The following is a 23667-nucleotide window of genomic DNA, read 5'->3' as shown; positions in this document are numbered from 1 at the left end:
GGCCGAAAGCAACCGTTGCGTTGTCAAGCTCTGGACCCCGGCCTTCGCCGGGGAACGGAAACCAACATCCGTCATCAGACGGCCGGTAGCCTATGCCTAAAAGTGAAAATCCGGCAATTCCGCCAGCGCGATGCCCAGCGCCTCGGCCCAGCCGTCGGCGACGCTCTGGAAATAGGCGTCGTTGCGCTCGAAGCGGCGCTCGTGGACCCCGACATAATCGTCGCGTTCGTGGATCTTGAGGTCGATCGGCAGGTCGACCCCGGCATTGGCGCGGATCGTCGAATCGAACGAGACGCACAGCAGCTTCACCGCATCCTCGAACGACATCGCGGGGTCATAGGAGCGCACGATGATCGGGCGGCCATATTTCGTCTCGCCGATCTGGAAGAAGGGATTGTCCTCGCCCGCCTCGATGAAATTGCCCTCGGGATAGATCAGGAACAGCCGCGGTTCGGACCCCTTGATCTGGCCGCCGACGATGAGCGAGGCGCGGAACAGCGATTCGGCGGCGGGCCCGGCGGGATTGTGGCGGGTGACGATCTGGCGCAGCGTTTCGCCGACGATCGTCGCGACCGCGAACATCGACGGCGCGGCGAGGATCGACGGATGCCGTTCCTCGGGCGCCTTGGTGCGTTCGTCGAGCAGGCTGACCACCGCCTGCGTCGTCGCGAGATTCCCCGCCGACATCAAGGTGATGACGCGCTCGCCGGGCAGGTGCCAGCTGCGCATCTTGCGGACCTGCGCGATGTCGTCGACGCCCGCGTTCGTGCGGGTGTCCGACATGAACACCAGCCCCTTGTTCAAACGCATGCCGACGCAATAGGTCATATAATTTTCGGTCCCCCAATCCTGCTCAGGCTATCGCTTATTGCTGCACCTGCAATTGGACAACCATATTTTCTTGCGCTGCACCATAGCGCATGCCGCGAACCGGGGCGGCGTCGTGATAATCGAGACCGGTGGCGACGCGGATATAGCGCTGATCAGGCGAATGGCCGTTCGACACGTCGAAGCCGACCCAGCCGATCGCGTCGAAATGCGCCTCGGCCCATCCGTGGGTCGCATCCTGGTGCGTGCGGTCGTTCATCATCAGATAGCCCGACACATAACGCGCCGGATGGCCGAGGTGGCGCATCGCCGCGATGAAGATATGGGCATGGTCCTGGCACACCCCGCCCGCCCCGCCGAGCGCCTGTTCGGCGGTGGTGTCGGCGCCGGTAACCCCGATGCTGTACGGCAATTTTTCCAGGATCAGCGCCGACAAGGCGTGCGCGCGCTCGATGTCCGATCCGAAATCGCGCCGCAGTTCGGCCGTCAGCGCGCGGACATGGCGCCCGGCGCGGGTCAGCGGGGTCGGGCGCAGGAAGGTCCACAGCGGCATCGCACCGCGATGGACCCCGATCACCCCGTCCCAGGTGATCAGCTCGACCTCGCCGACGCAGTGGATGACAAGCTCGCGCGCGCCGGCATCGACCGCGACCAGATCGACGCCGTTGCCGTGATGGTCGGTGTAATGAAGCTGGTTGGTGCCGCCCGCGATCTCGATCGCCCAATGGTGGATCAACTGCTGCCCCGGCCGCTCCTTCGGCGTCAGTTTCAGCTGCTGCAAGGCATAGCTGACGGGGCCATCATATTCATAACGGGTGGTGTGTTCGACGCGCAGGCGCATAAAAAACCCTAAACCACAAAGCGATAGTCGCGCTCGATCTGCTGCGCGAGCGCGGCATTGGCGCGGAGGAAGTCGGTGATATATTCGTGGAGGCCGCCGTCGAAGATCGCCTGGATCGGACCCGCGAGTTTTTTGTGGAGCAGCGCGTCGGCCATCCGTCCCGCCTCGGCCTCCTCGCCATAGCCGCGTTGCAACCAGCCGATATTGTCCTGCATCTTCTGCGCACAGAAGGCGAGGCTGCGCGGCATCTGTTTATAGAGGATCAGGAATTCGGCGATCTTGAGCGCGCTGATCTCCGCGCCATACAGCCAGTGATAGGCGCGGTGCGCCGACACCGAGCGCAGGATCGTTTCCCACTGCACATTGTCGATCGAGCTGCCGATGTGCGCGACCGAGGGCAGCAGGAGGTAATATTTGACGTCGAGGATGCGCGCGGTGTTGTCGGCGCGTTCGAGGAAGGTGCCGAGGCGCGCGAAATTATAGCCGTCGTTGCGCAGCATCGTGCCGGTCCAGGCGCCGCGCACCTGCGCGCTCTGCTGGCGGATCGCCGAGAGGACATCGGGCAAATCGTCGTCGCGCACCTGCCGCTTGAGCAGGCTGCCCAACGTCATCCAGCTGGTGTTGACCGCCTCCCATACCTCGCGGGTGAGATAGGTACGCGCGGTTCGCGCATTGTCGCGCGCCTGTTTGACGACCGAAATGATGCTCGACGGATTGTGCGGATCGCGGAGCATGAAATCGACGACCTTCGCCGAACTATATTCCTGCCCCGTTGCGGCATAGGCCTGGTTCGACCCCGCAGTGATCAGGATCGATTTCCATTCGGCCTTGGCGGTGCTCGACCGGGTCAGCGCGATGCGGAACCCCGCGTCGATCAGCCGCGCATTATTCTCGCTGCGTTCGAGGTAGCGTGCCATCCAGAAGAGGCTGCCTGCGGTTTTTCCCAGCATCAGTCTTCCAGCACCCAGGTGTCCTTGGTCCCGCCGCCCTGGCTCGAATTCACCACCAGCGATCCCTTGGTCATCGCGACGCGGGTCAGCCCGCCGGGGGTGATGGTGATGCCTTGCGGCGACATCAGGACGAAGGGGCGCAGGTCGACGTGGCGCGGCGCGAGCCCGCTCTTGGTGAAGATCGGGACCGTCGACAGCGACAGCGTCGGCTGCGCGATATAGTTGCGCGGGTTCGCCTCCAGCTTGGTACGAAAGGCGGCGATCTCTTTCTTGCTCGCGGCGGGGCCGACGAGCATGCCGTAACCGCCCGATCCATGGACTTCCTTGACGACCAGCTCGGGCAATTTGTCGAGCACCTCGCGCAGATGCTCGGGCTCGCTGCAGCGCCAGGTCGGCACATTGGGCAGCAGCGCGCGCTCGCCGGTGTAGAATTCGATGATGTCGGGCATGTAGGAATAGAGCGCCTTATCGTCGGCGATGCCGGTGCCCGGCGCATTGGCGATGGTGATGCCGCCGGCGCGATAGACGTCCCAGATCCCCGGCACCCCGAGCACCGAGTCGGGCCGGAAATTCAGCGGGTCGAGGAAGTCGTCGTCGACGCGGCGATAGAGGACGTCGATCGCCTTATAGCCCTGCGTCGTTCGCATCGCGACGCGGCCGCCGACGACGCGCAGATCATGCCCCTCGACCAGCTCGGCGCCCATCTGGTCGGCAAGGAAGCTGTGTTCGAAATAGGCGCTGTTGTGGATGCCCGGGGTCAGCACCGCGACCGTCGGTGTGCCGCCGCACATCGGCGGCGCACAGGCGGCGAGCGAACGCAGCAGGTTGATCGGATAATCGCTGACCTCGCGCACCGGCACTTTCGCGAACAGCTCGGGGAACATCTGGAGCATCGTCTCGCGATTTTCGAGCATGTAGGACACGCCCGACGGGGTGCGGGCATTGTCCTCGAGCACATAGAATTCGTTCGCCCCGGTACGGACGATGTCGGTGCCGCTGATATGGGTATAGACGCCGCCCGGCGGGTCCATGCCCATCATCATCGGCAGAAAGGCCTCGTTGCGCGAGATCAGCTCGATCGGGACGCGGCCGGCCCGCAGAATCTCCTGCCGGTGATAGATGTCGTGAAGGAAGGCGTTGAGCGCGCGCACGCGCTGCTCGATGCCGCGCGACAGCCGGCGCCATTCGCTCGCCGAAATGATCCGCGGCACGACGTCGAAGGGGATGAGACGCTCGTCGGCGTCGTCCTGGCCATAGACGTTGAAGGTGATTCCGGTGGTTCGGAAAAAGGCCTCGGCCTGCTGCGCCTTGCGGTGGATGCGCGCGGGTTCCTCGGCATCGAACCACTCGCAAAATTCGCTGTAGGGCGTCCGGACGTCGCCCCCCTGGCCCTGCATCTCGTCAAAGAAATTAATGGAGCCGGCCCTTTCCACGCAACACGCCTTCGCTCACCGCAACGGGTGCGGCGCCCTCGAGTTCCAGCTGCTGCGCGCCTGTCGGCTACATGGCCGCCAAGCTTGTAGGCGCGATGCTAGCACTCCGGCGCGGGAAGGCAAGATGGGTAAAAGGCGTCAGAAACCAAAGAGCAGCCGCACGGCGACGAAGCCCACCAGCAGCGCCGTCAGTCGGCGGATCAGAGCCGCAGGCCCGGTCTTCACCGCGATCTGGGTGCCGATCGCGCCGCCGATCAACACCGCGACCAGCAGCGGCCAATGGTCGGCGACCGCGTGGACCATTTCGCCGCCCTTGCCCTTGATCAGCTGGCCGGTCAGCCCGAACAGGCTGTTGACGAGGATGAACAGGCTCGCGGTCGCGGCAACGCTGCGCGCTTCGGCCCAGCGGACGAGGTGGAGGATGGGCGCGAGGAAGATGCCGCCGCCGATGCCGACGACGCCAGCGAGATAGCCGAGCCCCGCCGCGATCGGCAGCAGCAGTTTCGGCGAGAGCTTGACCGGCTTTGCCGTCTGCGGCTGGACGAGCAGCGCGATCGCCGAGGCCAGCAACGAGACGCCGAGCAGGATCACCAGCACGCCCTGCTTGACCGGGGTCAGCCCGCCGAGGAACGCCAGCGGCGCCGCCACGGCGATGAGGGGAAGCGCCTTCACCCACGGCATCGCCCCCGATCGCGCGAAGCGGATCGTGCCGCCGGTGACGACGATGACATTACACGCGAGGCTGATCGCGGGGACGAGCCCCACCGCGACCCCGCCGAGCAGCAGCAGTGCGGTATAGGTCGACCCGCCGCCAAACCCGACCGCGGCATAGAGCAGCGCGGTCACCCCGAATGCAAATGCCAGCCAGCCCATGAAATCCCCCTTGCCTGTAGCGCCAAGCCATATACATCGAAATATAGATTTGCCAGACCGAAGGACTCCGCCCTCATGTACCGCGCCGCGCTTCTCGCCCTGTTGCTATCCACCGCCGCGCCCGCGCTCGCAGCGGACCCCGCGTCCTGCGCCGCCCCCGCCGACCTCGGCGAGACGCCCTACGCCGCCTGGGCGACTGCCGACGGCGATGCGGCGGCGCTCGCGATCGGGACGCCGGTGACCCTGCCGCTCGCCGACGGCGCCGCGTCGCGGCCGCTGACGATCACGACCGCCGGGCGTTACGGCCTCGCGGCGGGCAGCAAGGTGTGGATCGACCTCGTCGCGGGCGGCACCGCGCAGACATCGGTCGAGCATGGCCACGGCCCCGCCTGTTCGGGCATCCGCAAGGTGGTGTGGTTCGACCTCAAGCCCGGGACCTATGAGCTGGCGCTGTCGAAGGGCGAAGCCGCCAGCGTGCGCGTGCTGGTGGTGAGGGCGCCGTAGCGGCTTTGCAGGCCCGGGCCGGTTGACCGGTCGGGGGTGGAAACGAGACCGCCCTCTCTTTCCATTCGTGTTGAGCGAAGTCGAGACACCCCGAAGGCAAGTGCTTTTGATGGGTGTCTCGACTTCGCTCGACACGAACGGGAGATGCTGCGATTTTTTCGCCTCCTACCCCCAATCCCGTCGTCACTCCGGCTTGAGCAACTCGCCGACCGCCGCCAGCTCGCGCTCAGCCGCCTCGACCGCCACCACCTCGGCCCGCCGGAACGCAGCCAGGACAGCCCGCGCGCCCTCGCTGAGCTGCGCGCCCGCGCCCGGCCGGGTTTCGACCAATGGCGCCGCGAAGCAGCCGTTCATTTCCTCGACGAGCAGCCAGGCGCGGCGATAGCTCATGCCGATCGCGCGCGCCGCGGCCGAGATCGATCCGTGCGCATCGATCGCGCCCAGCAGGTCGGCCTTGCCCGGCCCCATCGCGATGGCGTCGCCGAGCCGGATGCGCAGCCGAAGCTCGATCCGGCCGGCGTCCGCCATCACAGTGCGCCGTGGCAGTGCTTGTACTTGCGGCCCGATCCGCAAGGACATGGCGAATTGCGGCTGATTTCCAGTTCCGCATAGGGGTTTTCCCCCTGCGGCAGGTCGGGGCGCGGGATCTGCATCGGCGGCAGCGTATTGGCGATCGCCCCGAACGACCCGCCGTCGATATCGGCGCTGTTGTCGTCGCCGGTGAACGGATCGATGTGCGTCGTCAGGAAATCGGGCAGGTCGGGCAGCGGCATCGGTTCGGGTTCTTCGAAGCGCAGGTCGATCCGCGCGATCGTACGCGTCACATCCTCGCGGATCGTCGACAGCATGCGTTCGAACAATGCGAACGCCTCCTGCTTATATTCGTTGATCGGCTGTTTCTGCGCATAGGCGCGCAGGAAGACAACCTGGCGCAGCGCGTCGAGGGTTGCCAGATGCTCTTTCCATTGATGGTCGAGCGTCTGCAGCAGCACCGATTTCTCGATGCTCTTCCAGGTGTCGGCATCGACCAGCGCCGCCTTTTCGGCCGCGGTGGCGTCGGCGCGTTCCTGGATGCGTTCCTCGAACACCTCGGGGTCGACCGCATCTTCCTCCATCCACGCCTCGATCGGCAGGTCGAGGTCGAGCACGTTGAGCGCGCGCTCCTTCATGCCCTCGACATTCCACTGTTCGGGATAGCTGCCCGGCGGGCACGCGTCGGCGACGATCGCGTTCACCGTCTCGGCGCGCATCGCGTACATCACTTCGTCAACGGTCTCGCTGTCGATGATCTCGCCGCGCTGCTCGTAGATGACCTTGCGCTGGTCGTTCATGACGTTGTCATATTCGACGACCTGTTTGCGGATGTCGTAGTTGCGCGCCTCGACCTTCTTCTGCGCGGTCTCGATCGCCTTCGACAGCCATTTCGACCCGATCGCTTCGCCATCCTCGAGATTCTTGTTCATCATCTTGGAAAAGAGCGTGTCGGGGCCGAAGATGCGCAGCAGATCGTCGTCGAGGCAGAGGTAGAATTTCGACAGGCCCGGGTCGCCCTGACGCCCCGAACGGCCGCGCAGCTGGTTGTCGATGCGACGGCTTTCATGGCGTTCGGTCGCGAGCACGAACAGCCCGCCCGCGGCCTTCACCGCCTCGCGTTCGGCGGCAACCTCGGCCTGGATGCGCGCGATGCCGGCGTCGCGCTCGGGACCTTCGGGCAGGTCCTTGAGTTCGTCGTCGATGCGGAATTCTTCGTTACCGCCCAGTTTGATGTCGGTGCCGCGGCCCGCCATGTTGGTCGCGATGGTCACCGCGCCGGTGCGGCCCGCCTGCGCCACGATATGCGCCTCGCTCTCATGGAAACGCGCGTTGAGGACGCTGTGCGGCACGCCTTCCTTTTCGAGATAGGAGGACAAAAGTTCCGACTTTTCGATCGACACGGTGCCGACCAGAACCGGCTGGCCGCGCTCGTTCGCTTCGCGGATCGTCTTAGCGATGGCGCCGAACTTGTCGGTGATATTCTTGTAGAATTCGTCCTCGTCGTCCTGCCGCGCGATCGGGCGGTTGGTCGGGATGGTGACGCAGTTCATCTTGTAGATGTCGAAGAATTCGGCGGCTTCGGTCGATGCGGTGCCGGTCATCCCCGAAAGCTTGGGATACATGCGGAAATAATTCTGGAAGGTGATCGACGCGAGCGTCTGGTTCTCGGGCTCGATCTGCACCCCTTCCTTCGCCTCGACCGCCTGGTGCAGGCCGTCGGACCAGCGGCGTCCGTCCATCATGCGGCCGGTGAATTCGTCGATGATCACGACCTTGCCGTCCTTGACGATATAGTCGGTGTCGATGCGGAACATGATGATCGCCTTCAGCGCCTGATTGACGTGATGGACGACCTGGGTGTTTTCGATGTCGTAGAGGTTGCTGCCCTGGAGCAGGCCCGCGGCCTCGAGCAGGCGCTCGACATGCTCGGTGCCGTCCTCGGTCAGGCTGATCGACTTGGACTTTTCGTCCTTTTCATAGTCGTCCTCGACGAGCTGGTGGACCACCTCATTGACGCGGATATAGAGTTCGGACTTGTCGTCGGTCGGGCCCGAGATGATCAGCGGCGTGCGCGCTTCGTCGATCAGGATCGAATCGACCTCGTCGACGATGCCGAAGTTGAAGGTGCGGTGGACCATCTGCTGACGGTCGAACTTCATATTGTCGCGCAGATAATCGAAACCGAGTTCGTTGTTCGTCGCATAGGTGATGTCGCTGTTATAGGCGTCGCGGCGCTGCATCTCGTTGAGGTTGGGGACGATGATCCCGGTGGTCAGGCCGAGGAAGCTGTAGACGGTGCCCATCCATTCGGCATCGCGCGTCGCCAGATAGTCGTTGACGGTCACGACGTGGACGCCCTTGCCCTCGAGCGCGTTGAGATAGCAGGGCAGCGTCGCCATCAGCGTCTTGCCTTCGCCGGTCGCCATTTCGGCAATCTCGCCGCGGTGGAGGACGACGCCGCCGACCAACTGGACGTCGAAGTGGCGCATGCCGAGCGTACGGACCGCCGCCTCGCGCACCGTGGCAAAGGCTTCGGGCAGGATGTCGTCGAGCGTCTCGCCGGCTTCGAGCCGGTCGCGGAATTTCTGGGTCTGTGCCTGCAGCGTGGCATCGTCGAACGACTGCATCGTCGGTTCGAAGGCATTGACCTTGTCGACGATCTTGCGGATCGAATTGACATAACGGTCGTTGGACGAGCCGAACAGGCTCTTGGCAATGCTGCCGAACATAGCGGATTTCCTTGGGATATGATGAAGAGGCGGACCGCAGCTGCGGTCGTCCGGCCGCGCGTCAAACGCTCGGCCGCAATAGGCGTCGGGCGCCGAAGCGCCCGGAGGTCAGACGCTATTCGAGCGCGCGGTCGCTGCCGATGAGCAGGCCGGGAAGGTGCGGCGGCGCGGTCTTGCGCGGCTTGCGTCCCGAGGTGACGGTCCGCCGGGGCGGCGTCGTGGTGACGGGGCGGCGGTCATTGTCGGTCGTTTCGCTCTGTTGCCCGCTTTCGGCAAGCAACAGCATCGACCCCATCGCAGCCGGCGTCGCGGGCGCCGCCATGGCGCGATCGGCGCCGGCGAGTCCGGTAAGCAAAGCCAACAGGGTCAGCAACAAACGCAAAGAAATAAGCCCCTTTTTCGTCCAGTGCGCGGTTTATAGCACGCTGGATGCTGAACATAGGGTGAAAGGCCCGCGACGTCTAGGGGTTAGCCGGTGTCACTTCGTCGTCGCCTCGACCGTCGGCACGTCGCCGATACTAAGGTCGGTGGTCAGGACGATGCGCCGCGCGACCGGCTTGCCCGCAGCGTCGAGGAACGGCGCATAGCGATTCTTGCCTCCCAGCAGGTCGCAAAGATTGGCGCCCTGCGGCATCGCCGCATTGGCGCCCTTCACCGCAAAATCGCAGGCGCCGACGCTGCCGTCGGCGTTGATCACGATCGAGAATGAGCCCGTGGCGGGTTCGCTCATCGGGAATTGCGGGACCCGCTTCCTGGGCAGTTCACCCAGCGCGTCGGCCAGTTCGGCCTCGTCCGGCGTCGCGACGACAGGCAGCTTCCACTGGTAATCCATGACGAAGCGGCCGGCCGTCGGCTTTCCATTGCCGTCCAGCGCCGGCACGAACTTCGCCTCGCGCCGCATCAGCGCGCAGGCCGCATTGTCGAGATCGTCCGACCCGCTGCCGCCGGTGACCATGCAATCGGTGACCGCCCCGCCCGCATCGACCGACAGCATCATGCGCACCTCGCCCTCTTCACCCGCGGCGAGCGCGGCTGCCGGATAATGGTCGGCGGGCCTGATCGTCGTCGTCTCGGGCGTCGGCAACGCCGGTCGCGGCCAGCCCTCGAGCATCGCGTTCAGCCCGACCCCGCCGCCGTCGGGAAAATGGCGATGCCCGGCGGGAATCTGCCAGCGGATGCGGTTGCTATAGGTACCGCCCACCGGCTTGCCGCGCGCGTCGGCACCCGGCTTGAAGCGTGCCCGTTCGAGGACGAGCCGGCACGTCGCCGCATCGAGGTCGGCATGACCGCTCGGGCTGACGATCTCGCAGGCCGTCGGCTTGCCGCTGCTGTCGATCGTCAGGCGGAACCCGCTCGTCCCTTCGCGCCCCTCCAGCATCGCGCCGGTCGGATAATCGTCGTTGGTGGCCCAGCTTCCGGGGTTGCCCGCAGGAGCCAGCGGCTCCGACAGGTCGGTGATCCGCGCGAGCGGCGGCGCATCGCCCGGTGCCGCGATCGCGGCGGCGGCGCCGGCCAACATGGTCAAAACCCCCAGGAAAATTCGCACGCCATACCCCCATTTGCCCTGGGCATCGGATTGCCAGTCTCTCTCCGCCTTGCCAAGCCACGATTGCCGCTTGACCTCGCCGCCGGCATCGCATCATCTGCCGCTGACAAGAATGTAAGGAGAGGGCGCGGATGAGCAGGAAGGCAATTTTCATCACCGGCGGCGGATCGGGCATCGGCCGCGCGACCGCGCGCCATTTCGCCGCGCAGGGCTGGTTCGTCGGGATCGCCGACCTCAATGCGCAAGGGATCGACGAGACCGCCGCACTGCTTCCCGAAGGCGCCTCGTCGCGCCATATCATGGACGTGCGCGACCGCGACCAATGGGCGGCGGCGCTCGCCGACTTCGCCAGGGCCAGCGGCGATCGCCTCGACGTGCTGTTCAACAATGCCGGCATCGGCACCGGCGGCCAGTTCGCCGACATGCCGCCGGCCGAGGCCGACCGGCTGATCGCGATCAACTTCGGCGGCGTCGTCAACGGCATCTACAGCGCCTTGCCGCTGCTCCGCGCGACGCCGGGATCGACAATCCTCAACACCGGCTCGGCCTCTGGCTTCTATGGCGTCGCGGGGCTCGCCATCTATTCGGCGACCAAATTCGCGGTGCGCGGATTGACCGAGGCGCTCGAGATCGAGTTCGCCAAATATGGCATCAAGGTGCGTTCGCTGATGCCCGGCTTCATCGACACGCCCCTGCTCGACCAGGTCAGCGCCGACAGCAACGAACCCGCACGCGACCGCCTGTCGTCGAGCGGGTTCGAGATCGTCCCCGTCGAACGCGTCGGCGAAGCGGCGTGGGAAGCCGTGCATGGCGACAAGGTCCATGTCACCGTCGGCAAGATGGCCAAGCGCCTGTCGCGCCTCGCGCGCTGGTTCCCCGGGCTGATCGCGAAGCAGTCGAAGAAGATCGACGGGCTGGGGACGGCGGGGCAATAGCGTCTCTCCTCCCGCAAGCGGGAGGGGAACCGTTTATTTCTTGACCCCGCACCGCACCGTCCCGGTCCCGGCATTGCGCACAGTGCACACCGGCTTGCCGAGGACCACCGTGCTGCCGACCCCGCGCGTCGTGATCGCGGCGCTCTTCACGGCGCTGAAGACATGGTCGCCGGTGCCTTCGCTGTCGGTGATCAGTTCGTCGACCGTCAGGCCGCCCGCGTCGACCACACCCGCCCCCGACAGCGACATCTGCGCCGTTTTGGCAGCGCCGCCCAGCGTCATCGTGCCGTTGCCGACCATCGCGACCGCCAGCCGGTCGCTGGTCACCGCGCCGACGATGAGCCGCCCCGGCCCGCGCAGCCCGATCGTCACCCTTGTCCCCTTGAGCTTGTCGATCTGCAGCGATCCCGCGCCGACGAGCGTCGCCGACCGCAGGTTCGCGGCGTTGATGCGCAGCGTCAGCGGGCCGAGCGGCTGGCGCCGATTCTCGTCGCCGGCATAGATTTTCTGCCCGACCACCAGCCTGCCGTCGCGCGCCTCGACGGTCAGCCGGTCGAGCGCGTCGGGCGATCCGCTCGCCACCGCGCCCACCGGCGCGCGCGTCACCACCTCGACGACGACGTCGGCATTGACCTCGATCGCCTCGAAACTGGTCAGGCCGAAACGCTTCTCCGCCGCCGATGCGGAGGCGACGGCGAGCAGGGCGGAGGCCGCGAGCGCGGCGCATCGGATCATCGAAGCCATGGCGCCGTCCTACCCCGTCCGGGCGGGCGGCGCCAGCGGCCGATCATTTGCAGGTCGCGGTGCCCGATCCCATGGTCTTGGTCGAACAGGTCGCGCCACCCGTCAGGTCGACGTCGCCCGAACCGAGGATGCGGATATCGGCCTTGCCGGTCGCCTGCGCCCCGACATTGCCCGATCCGGTGACCGAAATATCGAGCGTCTGCGCGACCAGCCCGCCCGCGTCGACGTCGCCCGATCCGGTGACGCCGATCTCACCCGAGGTGATGGCGCCGCCCGCGATCCCGATGTCGCCCGACCCCGATACGGTCAGGTCGGCGCTCTTTCCGGTGAGCTTCGCGATCTTGAGGTCACCCGATCCGGTCAGCGCCGCCTCGACCTTGTCGCCGTCCACGGCATCGGCATCGACCGAACCCGATCCGGTCAGCCGCACCTTGTTCAGCCGGGGCATGGTGATCGCGATCTGGACCCCGTCATGGTCGCCGCGGCGGAAACTGAACCCCTCGCGCTTGCGCCCGACCGACAGCGTCGGGCCGTCGAGCTTGATCTCGAGCTCCTCGACCTCGGCCTTCGGCCCCTTGGCGATGATCGAAAAGCTGTCGCCCTGGCGGATGGTGACATCGTCGGGACCGGTCACCTCGACCTCGGTGAAACCGGTGAGCGCATAGCTTTGCGTCGTCGGCGGACCGGCGTCGCCCGAACGCGTCTCGACCTTGTCGCTGTTCTCGGTCGTCACCGTGCCGCTGCATGCGGTCACCGTCACCGACAGGGTTAGAGCCAAGCCCAGCGGCAGCGCCGCCATCGTCCAGTTCCGCATCGTCCAATCTCCTTTGTGTATTGCATGAATAACACACAGGTTCGGACCTGTCCAGATGCTACCAGCGCAGCAGCGGCGCCAGCAGGATGCGCCCGGCGACCCCCGACAGCGCGACCGCAAGGCCGTGCCACAGCGCGATATGCATCATGTCGTTCGACGCGCAGTGGAGCGCGACGATCGTCGCCCCGGCGGCCCCGGCGGCGATGCCGATCGCCCAGCCCGCGCGCGTCGGCGAGGTCGGCGCGGCGCGCTTCAGCCAGGCGAACAGCGCCACGCCGACGCCCAGCCCCGACACCACGCCCTCGATCATGCAGCGCATGCCGTTTTCGGGCCGCGCCGCCTCCATCGCGGCGTGATGGTCGCCGAAACCGATAACGATCGCGGTGACCGGCAGCGCCAGCGCGGCGAGCCCGGCCCAGTGCCAGCCGCTGTAATCGCGGCCGACCCCGGGCAATCCCATGCGCAGCGCGCTCCACGCCGCCGCGACGCCGAGCGCGACGATCGTCCAAAAGGCGAGCAGCGGCAACGCGGGCATCATCGTGCCCGCCGCAAGGTCGTGGCGCATCCCGGTCAGCCACAACAACGCGGCGGCCCCGACCAGCCAGCCCGCGGCAACCCAGAGCGAGCCGCGCACGATCCGGCGCGGTTTCACCGGCCGCAGGTCGCCGGCCAGGCCGTCGATCAGCTCGTCGATCGATGCGTCGGTCATCTCATTCACTTTCAATCAGGAGCGCCAGCTTCTTGAGCCCGCGATGGATATTCACTTTGACCAGCGATTCGCTCTGGCCGCAAATCTGCGCAGCCTCGGCGATCGAGGCGCCTTCGATCTTGACCAAAGTGATCGCCTGCGCCTGCCCCGCGGGCAGCTGCGTCAGCATGCGGTCGAGGCTGAGCCGCGCGTGGACCGCTTCGTCCTCGGCGTCGACAAAGGCGTCGTCGTCGTGGAGTTCGGCGGCATCGCGCTGGCGGCGCAGCGCATCGATCCAGCGATAGCGCGCGATCGCCGCGAGCCAGGGCAGGAAGGCGCGGCGGCTGTCCCAGGTCGCGAGCTTGCGGTGCATCGACACGAGCGTTTCCTGCACCAGGTCGTCGATCTGGTGCGGCGCGATGCGGCGGGCGAAATAGCGTGCCAGCCAGCGCCGGCAATCGGTCAGCAGCGCGCGATAGGCGGCACGGTCGCCGCGCTGCGACGCCGCCATCAACCGCGCCAGCGACGGTTCGTCGATGCTCACCGGCCGCGCAGTTTCAGCGCCAGCGCGTCGAGCGAGAACAGCCCACCGCCGCGCACGATCAGCACCGCCGCCATAGCCGCCCACAGGCTGTGGACCGGCCACCAGGCATCGGGAAAGACGAAAATCTGGATCACCAGCGTCATCACCAACAGCGCGCCCGCGGATAAGCGCGTCGCCAGCCCTAGCAGCAACAGCATCGGAAAGACATGTTCGGCAAAGCCGGTCAACGGCACCGCGATCGACGGGTCGAGCGGCAGGCCGGAAAATTCGGTGCGGAAAAGGTCATAGGTGTCGGGGTTGATCCGAAACCAGCTGCCCTCGACCACCTTGGTCCGGCCCGAACGCCAGAACACCCCGGCCAGCGCGACGCGCAACAGCAACAGCGCCAGGCCCTCCGGGACGCGCGCGCCGGCGATGCTCACCGCGCGGTCGTACAGCGTCATCACTTTCGTCATCGTCGGACCCTCTCGAATGCACCCGCCGCGATCAGCGGCACGACGGCAGCGCCGTCTCCGTCCTGATGTTCGGCAAGGCGTTCGATCAGGTTACCGAGAGGTGTGATCTTTTGTGCAACCACAAGCGTGGCGAGGGTCGCGAGCGTGGTGGGCAACAGCCGCACCTCTGCCTCTGGCCGGGTGATCAGCAGCGCGGCGGTGCCGGCAAGCAGATCGGGATCGAGGATCGGCGCGGCATCGCTCGTCAGCGCCACTGTCATGACAGCGGGATGAAGCCGCACCGGCAGCGCCAGCAGGCTCGCGTCGTCCTGCCCGGCGAGGTCGACGAGCGTCAGCGCTGGGGCGTCGGCGGCGTGATAGGCGGTAAGCCAAGCCCATTCGACGCGCGCCATATCCGCCGCGAGCGCGCCGCTTTCGCGCGTCAGGAAATCGGGAAAGCCCGCCCCGATCTGCGCAGGCGCCCTTCCCTTCGCTCCGCCACGCTCGACGAAATCGCGCGACAGCCGGTTGAATTCGGTCTCGCCCAGCCAGGCGCGGGTACGCGGGAATGTGTTTTCGAGCGCGACGAGTCGCGCGTGCGAAATCGTGTTGGCGTGCACCGTCATCGCGCGCAGCACGTGCGCCCATTCGCCCGCGAACAGGTCGGGCGGCAAATGCGCGGGTCCTGCAACCAGCGCCGCCGCGATCGCCGCTTGGTCGCGCTCAAGCATCAACGCACGCCGCGTCGAGCAACGCATCCGCGATCCCGACCTCGGCCATCAGCGTCGCGAAATCGGGGACGTTGCTGTCCCATTCGACGAGCACCGGTTTCGGCCCGGCGCGGCGCAGGAAGCTGGCGAGCCGGTCCCAGCAGCTGGCCCGCACCGGCGAACCATGATCGTCGATCGCGATCGTCCCGCCCATCCCGTCATCTTGGACCGCATGGCCCGCGACATGGATTTCGCCGACCAGCGCGGGATCGACGGCGGCGAGCCATGCGTCGGGATCGAGTTCGAGATTGTGGGCCGACACCTCGACATTGTTGATGTCGAGGATCAGCGCGCAACCGCTGCGGCGGCAGAGTTCGTGAAGGAAATCGACCTCCGCCCAATCATCCCCGGCAAAAGCCACATAGCGCGACGGATTTTCGATCAGCATGGGGCGCCCGAGCCGGTTCTGCACCCGGACGACCTGCGTCACAAAATGGTCGAGCGCGGCGTGGCTGTAAGGAACTGGCAAAAGGTCGGGGAATTTGTCATCGCCGCCGTTGCTCCAGCTCAGATGGTCCGACACCATCGCGGGGCGATAGCGGTCACAGAGCCGGGCGAGCACTTCGAGCTCTTCCGCATCGACGCCCGCCGCCGAGCCGAGCGACAGCTCGACCGAATGGAAACTCAGCGGCAGATGCGCGGCAATCGCGGTCAGCCAGCGATGCGGAGGCCCGCCTGCGCCGAAATAATTTTGGGGGTGGATTTCGGCCCAGGCGGGCAGGGTCGCCCGCTCCGCCGCCGCCAACACATCGGCATAATGCTCGGGCTTGAGCCCGAAGCCGGCGCGTCGCGGCAGGTCGCGGAACGAGCGGGGGGGTGTCATGATCGGACCGGTCAGCCCTTGCTGGCGACCGGTTTGGCGTTGCCCTTGTGCGCGGTCAGCGTGCCGCCCATCTTCACGCAACTGCCCTTGGGGACATTCTTCCAGGCATTGCCCTGATAATCGACGGTCGAAGTGCCGGCGCAGCTGGTGCCCGGGCCCGCGGCGCAGTCGTTCTTGCCCTTCAGCGCGACGCCATAGCATTTTTCCTTGGCGCCATCGGCGGCGAAGGCGGGGCCGGAAAGCGAGGCACCGGCGGCCATAGCAAGGACGGCCGAGGCGGCGAGCGAGAGTTTGAGGCTGTTCGACATGGTGGATACTCCGTTTGAACCCTTGATGCGGGGGATGGCATCAGGGTGCTGTTCGCAGGACTCGGGCGCCGGGTTACGCCCGCGCCGGAATTTCGCGCCATCTTGTCGCCACCTTCGTGGGGCAAAGGCGCCCTTCCCCCTGGACCAGAGAGACTGACGATGAGCGTCGCATTCCGTCGCGAAAGCGACGACGAGCATATGGAACCAGCGTTCGAATGGCCGATCCCGGTCGGCCCGAACCTGGTCACGCCGCGCGGCTTGCGGCTGCTCGGCGAGGAAGCGGCGCGGCTCGCGGATGCGATCGCGGGCGCGACCGAAGAGGAAGCGCGCAAGAAATTGCTGCGTCGGCAACGCTATGTCCACACCCGCCAGTCGACCGCCGAGGTGCAGCCCGCGCCCGCCGACGATGTCGTCGGCATCGGCAGCAAGGTGATTTTCGCGCTGAACGGCAACGAACGCACGCTGACCATCGTCGGCCATGACGAGGCCGATCCGGCGCAGGGCACCATCGCCTTTTCGGCGCCCATCGCGCGCGCGCTGATGGGCGCCGAAGTTGGCGAGACGCTCGAATATCAGGGCCGCGAGGACGCATTGACGATCCTCGCCGCCGCGACCGATCCGGAGACATGGGCATGAAAGACAAGTTCGAACGCCACAAACAGCCGTGGACCGCGGCCGAGATCGACAAGCTGCACACGCTGGCGAAGAAGGGCATAGCGCTCAAAGCCATCGCCAAGGCGCTGACGCGCAGCGAGGAATCGGTGAAGACCCGCGCCAAGGCCGACGGCCTGCCGATCGCCAAGCTGCACTGATCCGCCATGTCCGCCGCCAACTATGATGCCGTCGTGCTGGGCGCCGGCGCGGCCGGGCTGATGTGCGCCGCGGTCGCGGGGCAGCGCGGCAAGCGCGTGCTGCTGCTCGACCATGCCGATGCGGTCGGCAAGAAAATCCTCATTTCGGGCGGCGGCCGGTGCAACTTCACCAACATCCACACCAGCGCGGACCGCTATATCTCGGCGAACCCGCATTTCGCCAAATCGGCGCTCGCGCGCTACACCCCCGCCGATTTCATCGCGCTCGTCGATGCCTATGGCATTGCTTATCATGAAAAAACCCTCGGCCAGCTGTTCTGCGACGGCTCGGCGAAACAGATCGTCGCGATGCTGCTGGCGGAGTGCACCAAGGGCGGCGTCGACGTCCGCTGCGGCGAACCTATAAGACAGGTCGAGCATAGCGACGGCATTTTCCGCGGCACTTTCGGCAACTTCCATTTCTCCGCGCCCGCCCTCGTCATCGCCACCGGCGGCCCCTCGATCCCCAAGATGGGCGCCACCGGCTTCGCCTACGACCTCGCGCGCCAGTTCGGCCTGAAAGTCGTCGAACCCCGCCCCGCGCTCGTCCCGCTGACGCTCGGCGGCGACGATGTGCTGTTCCGCACCCTCTCGGGCATCGCCGCCCCGGTCGAGGCGCGCGCGGGCAAAGGGGCGTTCCGCGAGGCGGCGCTGTTCACCCACAAGGGCCTGTCGGGTCCCGCGATCCTGCAGGTCAGCAGCTATTGGCGGCACGGCGAGCCGGTGACGATCGACTTCCTGCCGGGCGCCCCACAAGGCTGGCTCACCGACGCCAAACGCAGCCGCCCGCGCGCCACCTTACGCGCAGCGCTCGGCGCCCACCTTCCTGACCGTCTCGCCGAAACCCTCGCCGACCGGCTGGCGCTGCCCGGCGAACTCGGCGCCTTGACCGATCGCAAATTGGCCGACGCCGAGACGCGTCTGGCAAGCTGGGCATTCCGCCCGAACGGCACCGAAGGCTTGGCCAAAGCGGAGGTCACGATCGGCGGAATCGCAACCGCCGGGCTGTCGTCGCAAACAATGATGGCCAAAAGCACCCAAAACCTCTATGCGATCGGCGAAGCCGTTGACGTCACCGGGTGGCTGGGCGGCTATAATTTTCAATGGGCCTGGGCCAGCGGACACGCTGCCGGACAGGCGCTTTAGGAAAAAACCAAGAATATTCCTCGGGATGCTGGCTGGGCGATGGCCCGGCCGCTTTGCATCAATTGCCTGATGGCGGCGAGGATACCCAGGAAAACGGCATATCGCCGCACAGGATAAGAAGAACAATAATGCCTTTCGAAACGATGTCTCCCGTCCTTGCGGACGCTCTGACCGCGCGCGGTTACGAAAATCTCACCCCCGTCCAGACCCACGTCGTCGAACTCGAAGCGGTTGGCCGCGACCTGCTGGTCTCGGCGCAGACCGGCTCGGGCAAGACCGTCGCCTTCGGCCTCGCGATGGCCGACCAGCTGATCGAGGACGGCCGCCTGCCCTTCGCGACCTCGCCGCTTGCGCTGATCATCGCCCCGACCCGCGAACTCGCGATGCAGGTCAGCCGTGAACTCAGCTGGCTCTATGCCAAGGCCGGCGCGCGCATCGCGACCTGCGTCGGCGGCATGGACGCCAGCAAGGAACGCCGCACGCTGAACCAGGGTGTGCAGATCGTCGTCGGGACCCCCGGTCGCCTGCGCGACCATCTCGAACGCGGCGCGCTCGACCTCACCGCGCTGCGCGTCGCGGTGCTCGATGAGGCCGACGAAATGCTCGATATGGGCTTTCGCGAAGACCTGGAAGAAATCCTCGACGCGACCCCCGAGACGCGCCGCACCCTGATGTTCTCGGCGACCATCCCCAAGCCGATCGCGAACATGGCGAAGCGTTACCAACGCGACGCGCTGCGTATCTCGACCGTCGGCGAAGATCGCGGTCACGGCGACATCAGCTATCAGGCGGTGACCGTAGCCCCCGCCGATATCGAGGGCGCGGTGATCAACCTGCTGCGCCTCCACGACGCCGAAACCGCGATGCTGTTCTGCGCCACGCGCGACAATGTCCGCCGCCTCCACGCCAGCCTGACCGATCGCGGTTTCGCCGCCGTCGCGCTGTCGGGCGAGCATAGCCAGAACGAACGCAACGCCGCGCTGCAGGCGCTGCGCGATCGCCGCGCCAAGGTCTGCGTCGCGACCGACGTCGCCGCACGCGGGATCGACTTGCCCAGCCTGTCGCTGGTGATCCACGTCGAAATCCCGCGCGACGCCGAAACCCTCCAGCACCGCTCCGGCCGCACCGGCCGCGCGGGCAAAAAGGGCACCGCAGTCATCATCGTTCCCTATCCGCGTCGTCGCCGCGTCGACGGCATGCTGCGCGGCGCGCGGATCAACGCCGAGTGGATGGAAGCGCCGACCGCCGCCGATGTCCGTCTGAAGGATCAGGAACGGCTGATCGAGAAATTGCTCGCCCCGGTCGAGCATGAGCCCGAGGATATCGAACTCGCGCAGCGCCTGATGGCCGAACGCTCGCCCGAGGACATCGCCGCGTCGCTCGTCCGCGCCCACCGCGCGCTGATGCCGGCGCCCGAGGATCTGATCGACAACAGCGCGCGCGGCCGCGACAGCGCCGGCCGCCCCGAACGCGGCGAGCGGTTCGAGCGTCCCGATCGCGGCGAAGGCGGCGGCGACCGCCGCGAAGGGTTCGAGGATAGCGTCTGGTTCCGCCTCAACATCGGCCGCCACCAGAACGCCGACCCGCGCTGGATCCTGCCGTTGCTATGCCGCCGCGGTCATGTGACCAAGGGCGAGATCGGCGCGATCCGTATCGGGCCGAAGGAAACGATGTTCAACATCCCCCGCGCGATCGCCGACCGCTTCGCAGAAGCGGTGGTGCGCAGCGCCAACGAGGATGGCGAGGACGACAGCGGCGTCGCGATCACCCCCGCGCCCGACGGCCCGACCTACCCGCCGCGCCGCGACAAGGGATCGGGCGACCGGGCACCGCGCGCGACGCTTGGTCGTGCCCCCGGCGGCGATCGATCGGGTCCCCGCGGACCGCGTGGTCCGGGCGGCCCCGGCGGCAACACCGAACGCTACAAGCCCAAGCCCTTCGGCCAGCGCAGCCCGCGCCGCCCGTCGAAGTAAGCGGCAGGCTATGATCTAAAACATCGTCATTGCGAGCGTAGCGAAGCAATCCAGGGGTGGCCCTGTACCGCTCTGGATTGCCGCGTCGCCTGCGGCTCCTCGCAATGACGATGGCAATGAACGACTGCCCTTGCGCTCCCGCGCCCGCCCCACCAGATGGGCGGGACAGCAGGAGCGCGATCATGCAAGCAGTCCAGGCCTTCATCGAAACGCAGGGCGGCCCCGAAGTCATCGACTGGCGCGAGGTGACGCTCGGCGCACCCGGGCCGGGCCAGGTGCTGCTGCGCCAGACCGCGGTCGGTCTCAACTATCTCGACACCTATCACCGCGACGGCACCTATCCGATCGCGCTACCCAGCGGTCTCGGCGTCGAATCGGCCGGTGAAATCATCGCCGTCGGCGAAGGCGTGCTCGGCCTCCAGCCCGGCGACCGCGTCGCGACCTTCGGCCCCGATCGCAACGCCTATTCCAGCGCCCGTCTCCTCCCCGCTGCGTCGTTGTTCAAGCTGCCGCCGGGCATCGACGACGAAACCGCCGCCGCGGGCCTGCTCAAGGCCTGCACCGTCGAGATGCTCGTCGAGCGGTGCGCCAAGGTCGAGGCGGGCTGGCCGGTGCTCGTCCATGCCGCTGCGGGCGGGGTCGGGCTAATCCTCGTCCAATGGTTGAAGGCGGTCGGCGCGACGGTGATCGGCACCGTCAGCACCGAAGCCAAGGCGCAGGCGGCACGCGAGGCGGGCGCCGACCATGTCCTGCTGTACAAATCCTACGATGTCGCGGCGCATGTCCGCGAACTGACCGATGGTCAGGGCGTGCCGGTGACCTTCGACGGCATCGGCATGGCGACGTGGGAGGTATCGCTCAAGGCCACCGCGCGGCGCGGGCTGATCGTCAGCTATGGCAATGCCGGCGGTCCGGTGACCGGCGTCAACCTTGGCATCCTCGCGCAGCATGGCTCGCAATTCGTGACCCGGCCGACCCTGTTCGACTATTACCTCCACCCCGGCGAACGCGCCGCGGGTGCCGCTCGGGTGTTCGAGATGATCGAATGCGGCGCGGTGAAGATCACCGTGGGCCAGCGCTACGGGTTGCAGGACGCGGCGCGCGCGCATGCGGACTTGCAGGCCGGGCGAACGACGGGGTCGACGGTGCTGATTCCGTGACGTCGCCCCCGCGAAGGCAGGGGCCGCTGGCGGCCTTGCCCAGCGCGGCGGCGTAAATGGCTAGCGGCCCCCGCCTTCGCAGGGGCGACGGTTACGCCTTCAACCGCTCCGCATGCCAGGCGACATGCTCGGCCAGAAAAGTCGAGATGAAATAATAGCTGTGGTCATACCCCGGCTGCATGCGGATCTCGGCCTTTTGCCCGTTGCGCTCGCAGGCATCGACCAGCAATTCGGTCTTGAGCTGTTCGACGAGAAAATTGTCGGCGTCGCCCTGATCCACCAGCAGGTCGGGGACGCGCAGCCCCTGATCGAGCAGCGCACAGGCATCATAGGCGTGCCAATCCTCGCGCGCGTCGCCGAGATAGTTCGACAGCGCCTTTTCGCCCCACGGGCATTGCAGCGGCGCGACGATCGGCGAGAAGGCCGAGACCGAGCGGAACCGGTCCTGATTGCGCAGCCCGATGGTCAGCGCGCCATGCCCGCCCATCGAATGGCCGGTGATCGCCTGCCGCGACAGGTCGGCGGCCGGAAAATTGCGCAGCACCAGCGAAGGCAGTTCGTCCTCGATGTACGAGCGCATCCGATAATGTTGCGCCCAGGGCTCCTCGGTCGCATCGACATAGAAGCCCGCACCGAGGCCGAAGTCCCACGCTCCCTCGGGATCGTCGGGCACGGCGTTTCCGTTCGAATCGGGGCCGCGCGGGCTGGTATCGGGGGCGATGAAGATCACGCCATGCTCGGCACAGGCGGCGCGATATTCGCCCTTTTCCATCACATTGGCGTGGGTGCAGGTCAGCCCCGACAGATACCAGAGCACCGGCAGCTTCGCGCCCTCGGCATGATCGGGAATGAAGACCGCGAAGGCCATGTCGGTGCCCGTCGTGGTGCTGGCATGTTTGTACACACCCTGCGTGCCGCCATGGCTGCGGACAGAGGAGAGGGTTTCGATGGTCATATCTTTGTCCTGCTTGTCTTTTCGCGAGCCTAGTTCATGCTGGCCCGAAATCAAAAGGGGGAGAGCGCCGAGTGTTCGATAATAGCATTCACGGAACGTGTCAGGACCGCTTTGCTGCCGTCCGCCTCGGCATGGCCGCCAGCCTTGCGGCGGGAAGCGACGTCGGCCTGTCCTTTTGCGCGACGATCGAGGGCGAAACGGTGGTCGATCTGTGGGGCGGCCACGCCGACGCGGCGAAGACGCGGCCGTGGCAAGCCGACACGATCGTCAACGTCTATTCGACCACCAAGACGATGACCGCGCTGACCGCTCTGCTGCTTGCCGATCGCGGCGACCTCGATTTCGCGGCGCCGGTCGCGCGCTACTGGCCCGAATTCGCCGCCAACGGCAAGGACGGCGTCACCGTCGCGCATCTGATGAGCCACAGTGCCGGCCTGTCGGGCTGGGAAGCCCCCATCACGACGGAGGATTTCTACGACTGGGACAAGGTTACCTCGCTGCTCGCGGCGCAGGCGCCGTGGTGGCAGCCCGGCAGCGCGCCCGGCTATCATGCGATCACCCAAGGCTATCTGGTCGGCGAAGTCGTTCGCCGCACCACCGGCAAGTCGCTCGGAACCGTCTTCCGCGAGGAGATCGCCGAGCCGCTTGGCGCCGACTTCCACATCGGCCTGCCCGCGTCGGAGGATCACCGCGTCGCCGACCTGATCCCGCCGCCCGAAATGACCATCGATTTCACCGGCGACGTCCATCGCAAGACTCTCGTCAATCCCGGCATCGACGTGTCGGCAACCGGCACCCGCGCCTGGCGCGGCGCCGAAATTCCGGCGGCGGGCGGCACAGGCAACGCGCGCAGCGTCGCCGAAATCCACGCGCTGCTTGCCAACGGCGGCGTCGCCAAGGGCAAGCGTCTGCTGTCCGAAGCGGGGTGCCGCAAGGCGCTCGAGCTCCAGATCGCGGGCACCGACATGATCCTCGGCGTCCCGATCCGCTATGGCATGGGTTTCGGCCTGCCGAGCGAACTGGTGCCGCTGCCCAATCCGAACACGATCTTCTGGGGCGGTTATGGCGGCTCGCTGATCATCATCGACATGGATGCCCGCGCGACCTTCAGTTACGTGATGAACAGGATGGAGGTGGGACTGACCGGCGACCCGCGCTCCTTCGCGCTGATCGGTGCGATGTGGATGGCGATGGCGGCGGGCTGAGCTCCGCGGACCACCGGCCGAACCGTTGCGGGACGGCTCGGCTCGCCCCGCGTTCGAGTGCGTTCGTCCTGCGAACGGA

26 protein-coding genes are annotated in these 23667 nt (G+C 66.7%); 8 read left to right on the top strand and 18 right to left on the bottom strand.

The annotated features are described in order from the left end of the window. Window positions 1–96: 96 nt before the first annotated feature. The 5 genes from ASD67_RS09635 to ASD67_RS09615 all read right to left on the bottom strand — a co-directional run bounded on the left by ASD67_RS09635 (window position 97) and on the right by ASD67_RS09615 (window position 4925). A complete protein-coding gene (locus ASD67_RS09635; RefSeq protein WP_056346325.1) occupies window positions 97–828 on the bottom strand; it encodes a peptidase in 732 nt (243 codons plus the stop codon). A 37-nt stretch (window positions 829–865) separates the two neighbouring features. Next, a complete protein-coding gene (locus tag ASD67_RS09630) occupies window positions 866–1669 on the bottom strand; it encodes a transglutaminase family protein (protein WP_056346324.1) in 804 nt (267 codons plus the stop codon). Between the two features lie 8 nt (window positions 1670–1677). Continuing rightward, window positions 1678–2619 carry an alpha-E domain-containing protein gene (locus tag ASD67_RS09625; RefSeq protein ID WP_056346321.1) on the bottom strand — a complete coding sequence of 314 codons (942 nt, stop codon included), beginning with the start codon at window positions 2617–2619 and terminating at the stop codon, window positions 1678–1680. After that, on the bottom strand, window positions 2619–4016 hold the full coding sequence (locus ASD67_RS09620) for a circularly permuted type 2 ATP-grasp protein (RefSeq protein ID WP_200938001.1): 1398 nt from the start codon (window positions 4014–4016) through the stop codon (window positions 2619–2621). Before ASD67_RS09620 ends, ASD67_RS09625 begins: the two co-directional genes overlap by 1 nt. Window positions 4017–4190: 174 nt before the next feature. Then, window positions 4191–4925, bottom strand: coding sequence for a sulfite exporter TauE/SafE family protein (locus ASD67_RS09615; RefSeq protein WP_056346320.1), 735 nt, complete (start codon window positions 4923–4925; stop codon window positions 4191–4193). Between the two features lie 75 nt (window positions 4926–5000). Between ASD67_RS09615 and ASD67_RS09610 the strand changes: the two genes are divergently transcribed. Next, window positions 5001–5429, top strand: coding sequence for a hypothetical protein (locus ASD67_RS09610; RefSeq protein WP_056346318.1), 429 nt, complete (start codon window positions 5001–5003; stop codon window positions 5427–5429). Window positions 5430–5612: 183 nt separating this feature from the next. Here ASD67_RS09610 and ASD67_RS09605 read toward each other — a convergent pair whose 3' ends face one another. From ASD67_RS09605 to ASD67_RS09590, 4 genes are all read right to left on the bottom strand, one after another. Beyond that, window positions 5613–5957, bottom strand: coding sequence for a winged helix-turn-helix domain-containing protein (locus tag ASD67_RS09605; protein WP_056346316.1), 345 nt, complete (start codon window positions 5955–5957; stop codon window positions 5613–5615). Then, entirely contained in the window at window positions 5957–8692 is a 2736-nt protein-coding gene (gene secA, locus ASD67_RS09600) for a preprotein translocase subunit SecA (RefSeq protein ID WP_056346314.1), read from the bottom strand. Before secA ends, ASD67_RS09605 begins: the two co-directional genes overlap by 1 nt. A 115-nt stretch (window positions 8693–8807) precedes the next feature. Further along, on the bottom strand, window positions 8808–9053 hold the full coding sequence (locus ASD67_RS09595; RefSeq protein ID WP_235535621.1) for a hypothetical protein: 246 nt from the start codon (window positions 9051–9053) through the stop codon (window positions 8808–8810). A gap of 117 nt (window positions 9054–9170) precedes the next feature. Further along, window positions 9171–10211, bottom strand: a complete 1041-nt coding sequence (locus ASD67_RS09590; protein ID WP_156377635.1) for a TonB family protein — start codon at window positions 10209–10211, stop codon at window positions 9171–9173. A gap of 158 nt (window positions 10212–10369) precedes the next feature. On the opposite strand from ASD67_RS09590, the gene ASD67_RS09585 reads away from it, so the two are divergent. After that, on the top strand, window positions 10370–11173 hold the full coding sequence (locus ASD67_RS09585; protein WP_056346311.1) for an SDR family oxidoreductase: 804 nt from the start codon (window positions 10370–10372) through the stop codon (window positions 11171–11173). Between the two features lie 33 nt (window positions 11174–11206). On the opposite strand, the gene ASD67_RS09580 is transcribed toward ASD67_RS09585, so the two are convergent. From ASD67_RS09580 to ASD67_RS09545, 8 genes are read right to left on the bottom strand one after another with little or no spacing between them, the layout of a single operon-like run. Continuing rightward, window positions 11207–11917, bottom strand: a complete 711-nt coding sequence (locus tag ASD67_RS09580) for a head GIN domain-containing protein (RefSeq protein WP_056346309.1) — start codon at window positions 11915–11917, stop codon at window positions 11207–11209. A 43-nt stretch (window positions 11918–11960) separates the two neighbouring features. Beyond that, window positions 11961–12731, bottom strand: a complete 771-nt coding sequence (locus ASD67_RS09575; protein ID WP_056346307.1) for a head GIN domain-containing protein — start codon at window positions 12729–12731, stop codon at window positions 11961–11963. Between the two features lie 58 nt (window positions 12732–12789). Next, window positions 12790–13440, bottom strand: a complete 651-nt coding sequence (locus tag ASD67_RS09570) for an NrsF family protein (protein WP_056346305.1) — start codon at window positions 13438–13440, stop codon at window positions 12790–12792. Window position 13441: 1 nt separating this feature from the next. Beyond that, window positions 13442–13963 (bottom strand): sigma-70 family RNA polymerase sigma factor, encoded by a 522-nt coding sequence (locus tag ASD67_RS09565; protein WP_082544935.1) that lies wholly within the window; start codon window positions 13961–13963, stop codon window positions 13442–13444. Then, window positions 13960–14418, bottom strand: coding sequence for a DoxX family protein (locus ASD67_RS09560; protein ID WP_056346302.1), 459 nt, complete (start codon window positions 14416–14418; stop codon window positions 13960–13962). Before ASD67_RS09560 ends, ASD67_RS09565 begins: the two co-directional genes overlap by 4 nt. Beyond that, on the bottom strand, window positions 14415–15128 hold the full coding sequence (locus ASD67_RS09555; RefSeq protein WP_056346300.1) for an HvfC/BufC family peptide modification chaperone: 714 nt from the start codon (window positions 15126–15128) through the stop codon (window positions 14415–14417). The genes ASD67_RS09560 and ASD67_RS09555 overlap by 4 nt, the downstream gene beginning before the upstream one ends. Further along, on the bottom strand, window positions 15121–15990 hold the full coding sequence (gene bufB, locus ASD67_RS09550) for an MNIO family bufferin maturase (RefSeq protein ID WP_056346297.1): 870 nt from the start codon (window positions 15988–15990) through the stop codon (window positions 15121–15123). Before bufB ends, ASD67_RS09555 begins: the two co-directional genes overlap by 8 nt. Window positions 15991–16001: 11 nt before the next feature. Beyond that, complete coding sequence (locus tag ASD67_RS09545) at window positions 16002–16298, bottom strand: BufA1 family periplasmic bufferin-type metallophore (RefSeq protein WP_056346295.1); 297 nt, start codon at window positions 16296–16298, stop codon at window positions 16002–16004. Between the two features lie 159 nt (window positions 16299–16457). Between ASD67_RS09545 and ASD67_RS09540 the strand changes: the two genes are divergently transcribed. The 5 genes from ASD67_RS09540 to ASD67_RS09520 all read left to right on the top strand — a co-directional run bounded on the left by ASD67_RS09540 (window position 16458) and on the right by ASD67_RS09520 (window position 21428). Further along, a complete protein-coding gene (locus tag ASD67_RS09540; protein WP_056346293.1) occupies window positions 16458–16934 on the top strand; it encodes a GreA/GreB family elongation factor in 477 nt (158 codons plus the stop codon). After that, window positions 16931–17110, top strand: a complete 180-nt coding sequence (locus ASD67_RS09535) for a hypothetical protein (protein ID WP_082545001.1) — start codon at window positions 16931–16933, stop codon at window positions 17108–17110. Before ASD67_RS09540 ends, ASD67_RS09535 begins: the two co-directional genes overlap by 4 nt. Window positions 17111–17116: 6 nt before the next feature. Next, window positions 17117–18295, top strand: a complete 1179-nt coding sequence (locus ASD67_RS09530) for an NAD(P)/FAD-dependent oxidoreductase (RefSeq protein WP_056346289.1) — start codon at window positions 17117–17119, stop codon at window positions 18293–18295. A gap of 128 nt (window positions 18296–18423) precedes the next feature. Further along, a complete protein-coding gene (locus ASD67_RS09525; protein WP_056346286.1) occupies window positions 18424–20268 on the top strand; it encodes a DEAD/DEAH box helicase in 1845 nt (614 codons plus the stop codon). 182 nt (window positions 20269–20450) lie between these two features. Then, window positions 20451–21428 carry a quinone oxidoreductase family protein gene (locus ASD67_RS09520; protein WP_056346284.1) on the top strand — a complete coding sequence of 326 codons (978 nt, stop codon included), beginning with the start codon at window positions 20451–20453 and terminating at the stop codon, window positions 21426–21428. Window positions 21429–21519: 91 nt separating this feature from the next. On the opposite strand, the gene fghA is transcribed toward ASD67_RS09520, so the two are convergent. Next, window positions 21520–22383, bottom strand: coding sequence for an S-formylglutathione hydrolase (gene fghA, locus ASD67_RS09515; RefSeq protein WP_056346283.1), 864 nt, complete (start codon window positions 22381–22383; stop codon window positions 21520–21522). A 131-nt stretch (window positions 22384–22514) separates the two neighbouring features. Here fghA and ASD67_RS09510 point away from each other — a divergent pair, with 131 nt between their 5' ends. Next, window positions 22515–23588 (top strand): serine hydrolase domain-containing protein, encoded by a 1074-nt coding sequence (locus tag ASD67_RS09510; protein WP_056346281.1) that lies wholly within the window; start codon window positions 22515–22517, stop codon window positions 23586–23588. Window positions 23589–23667 lie beyond the last annotated feature (79 nt).

It is taken from the genome of Sphingopyxis sp. Root1497 (assembly GCF_001427085.1).
Lineage (GTDB): Bacteria > Pseudomonadota > Alphaproteobacteria > Sphingomonadales > Sphingomonadaceae > Sphingopyxis.
This window is presented reverse-complemented; position numbering and strand designations above follow the sequence as displayed.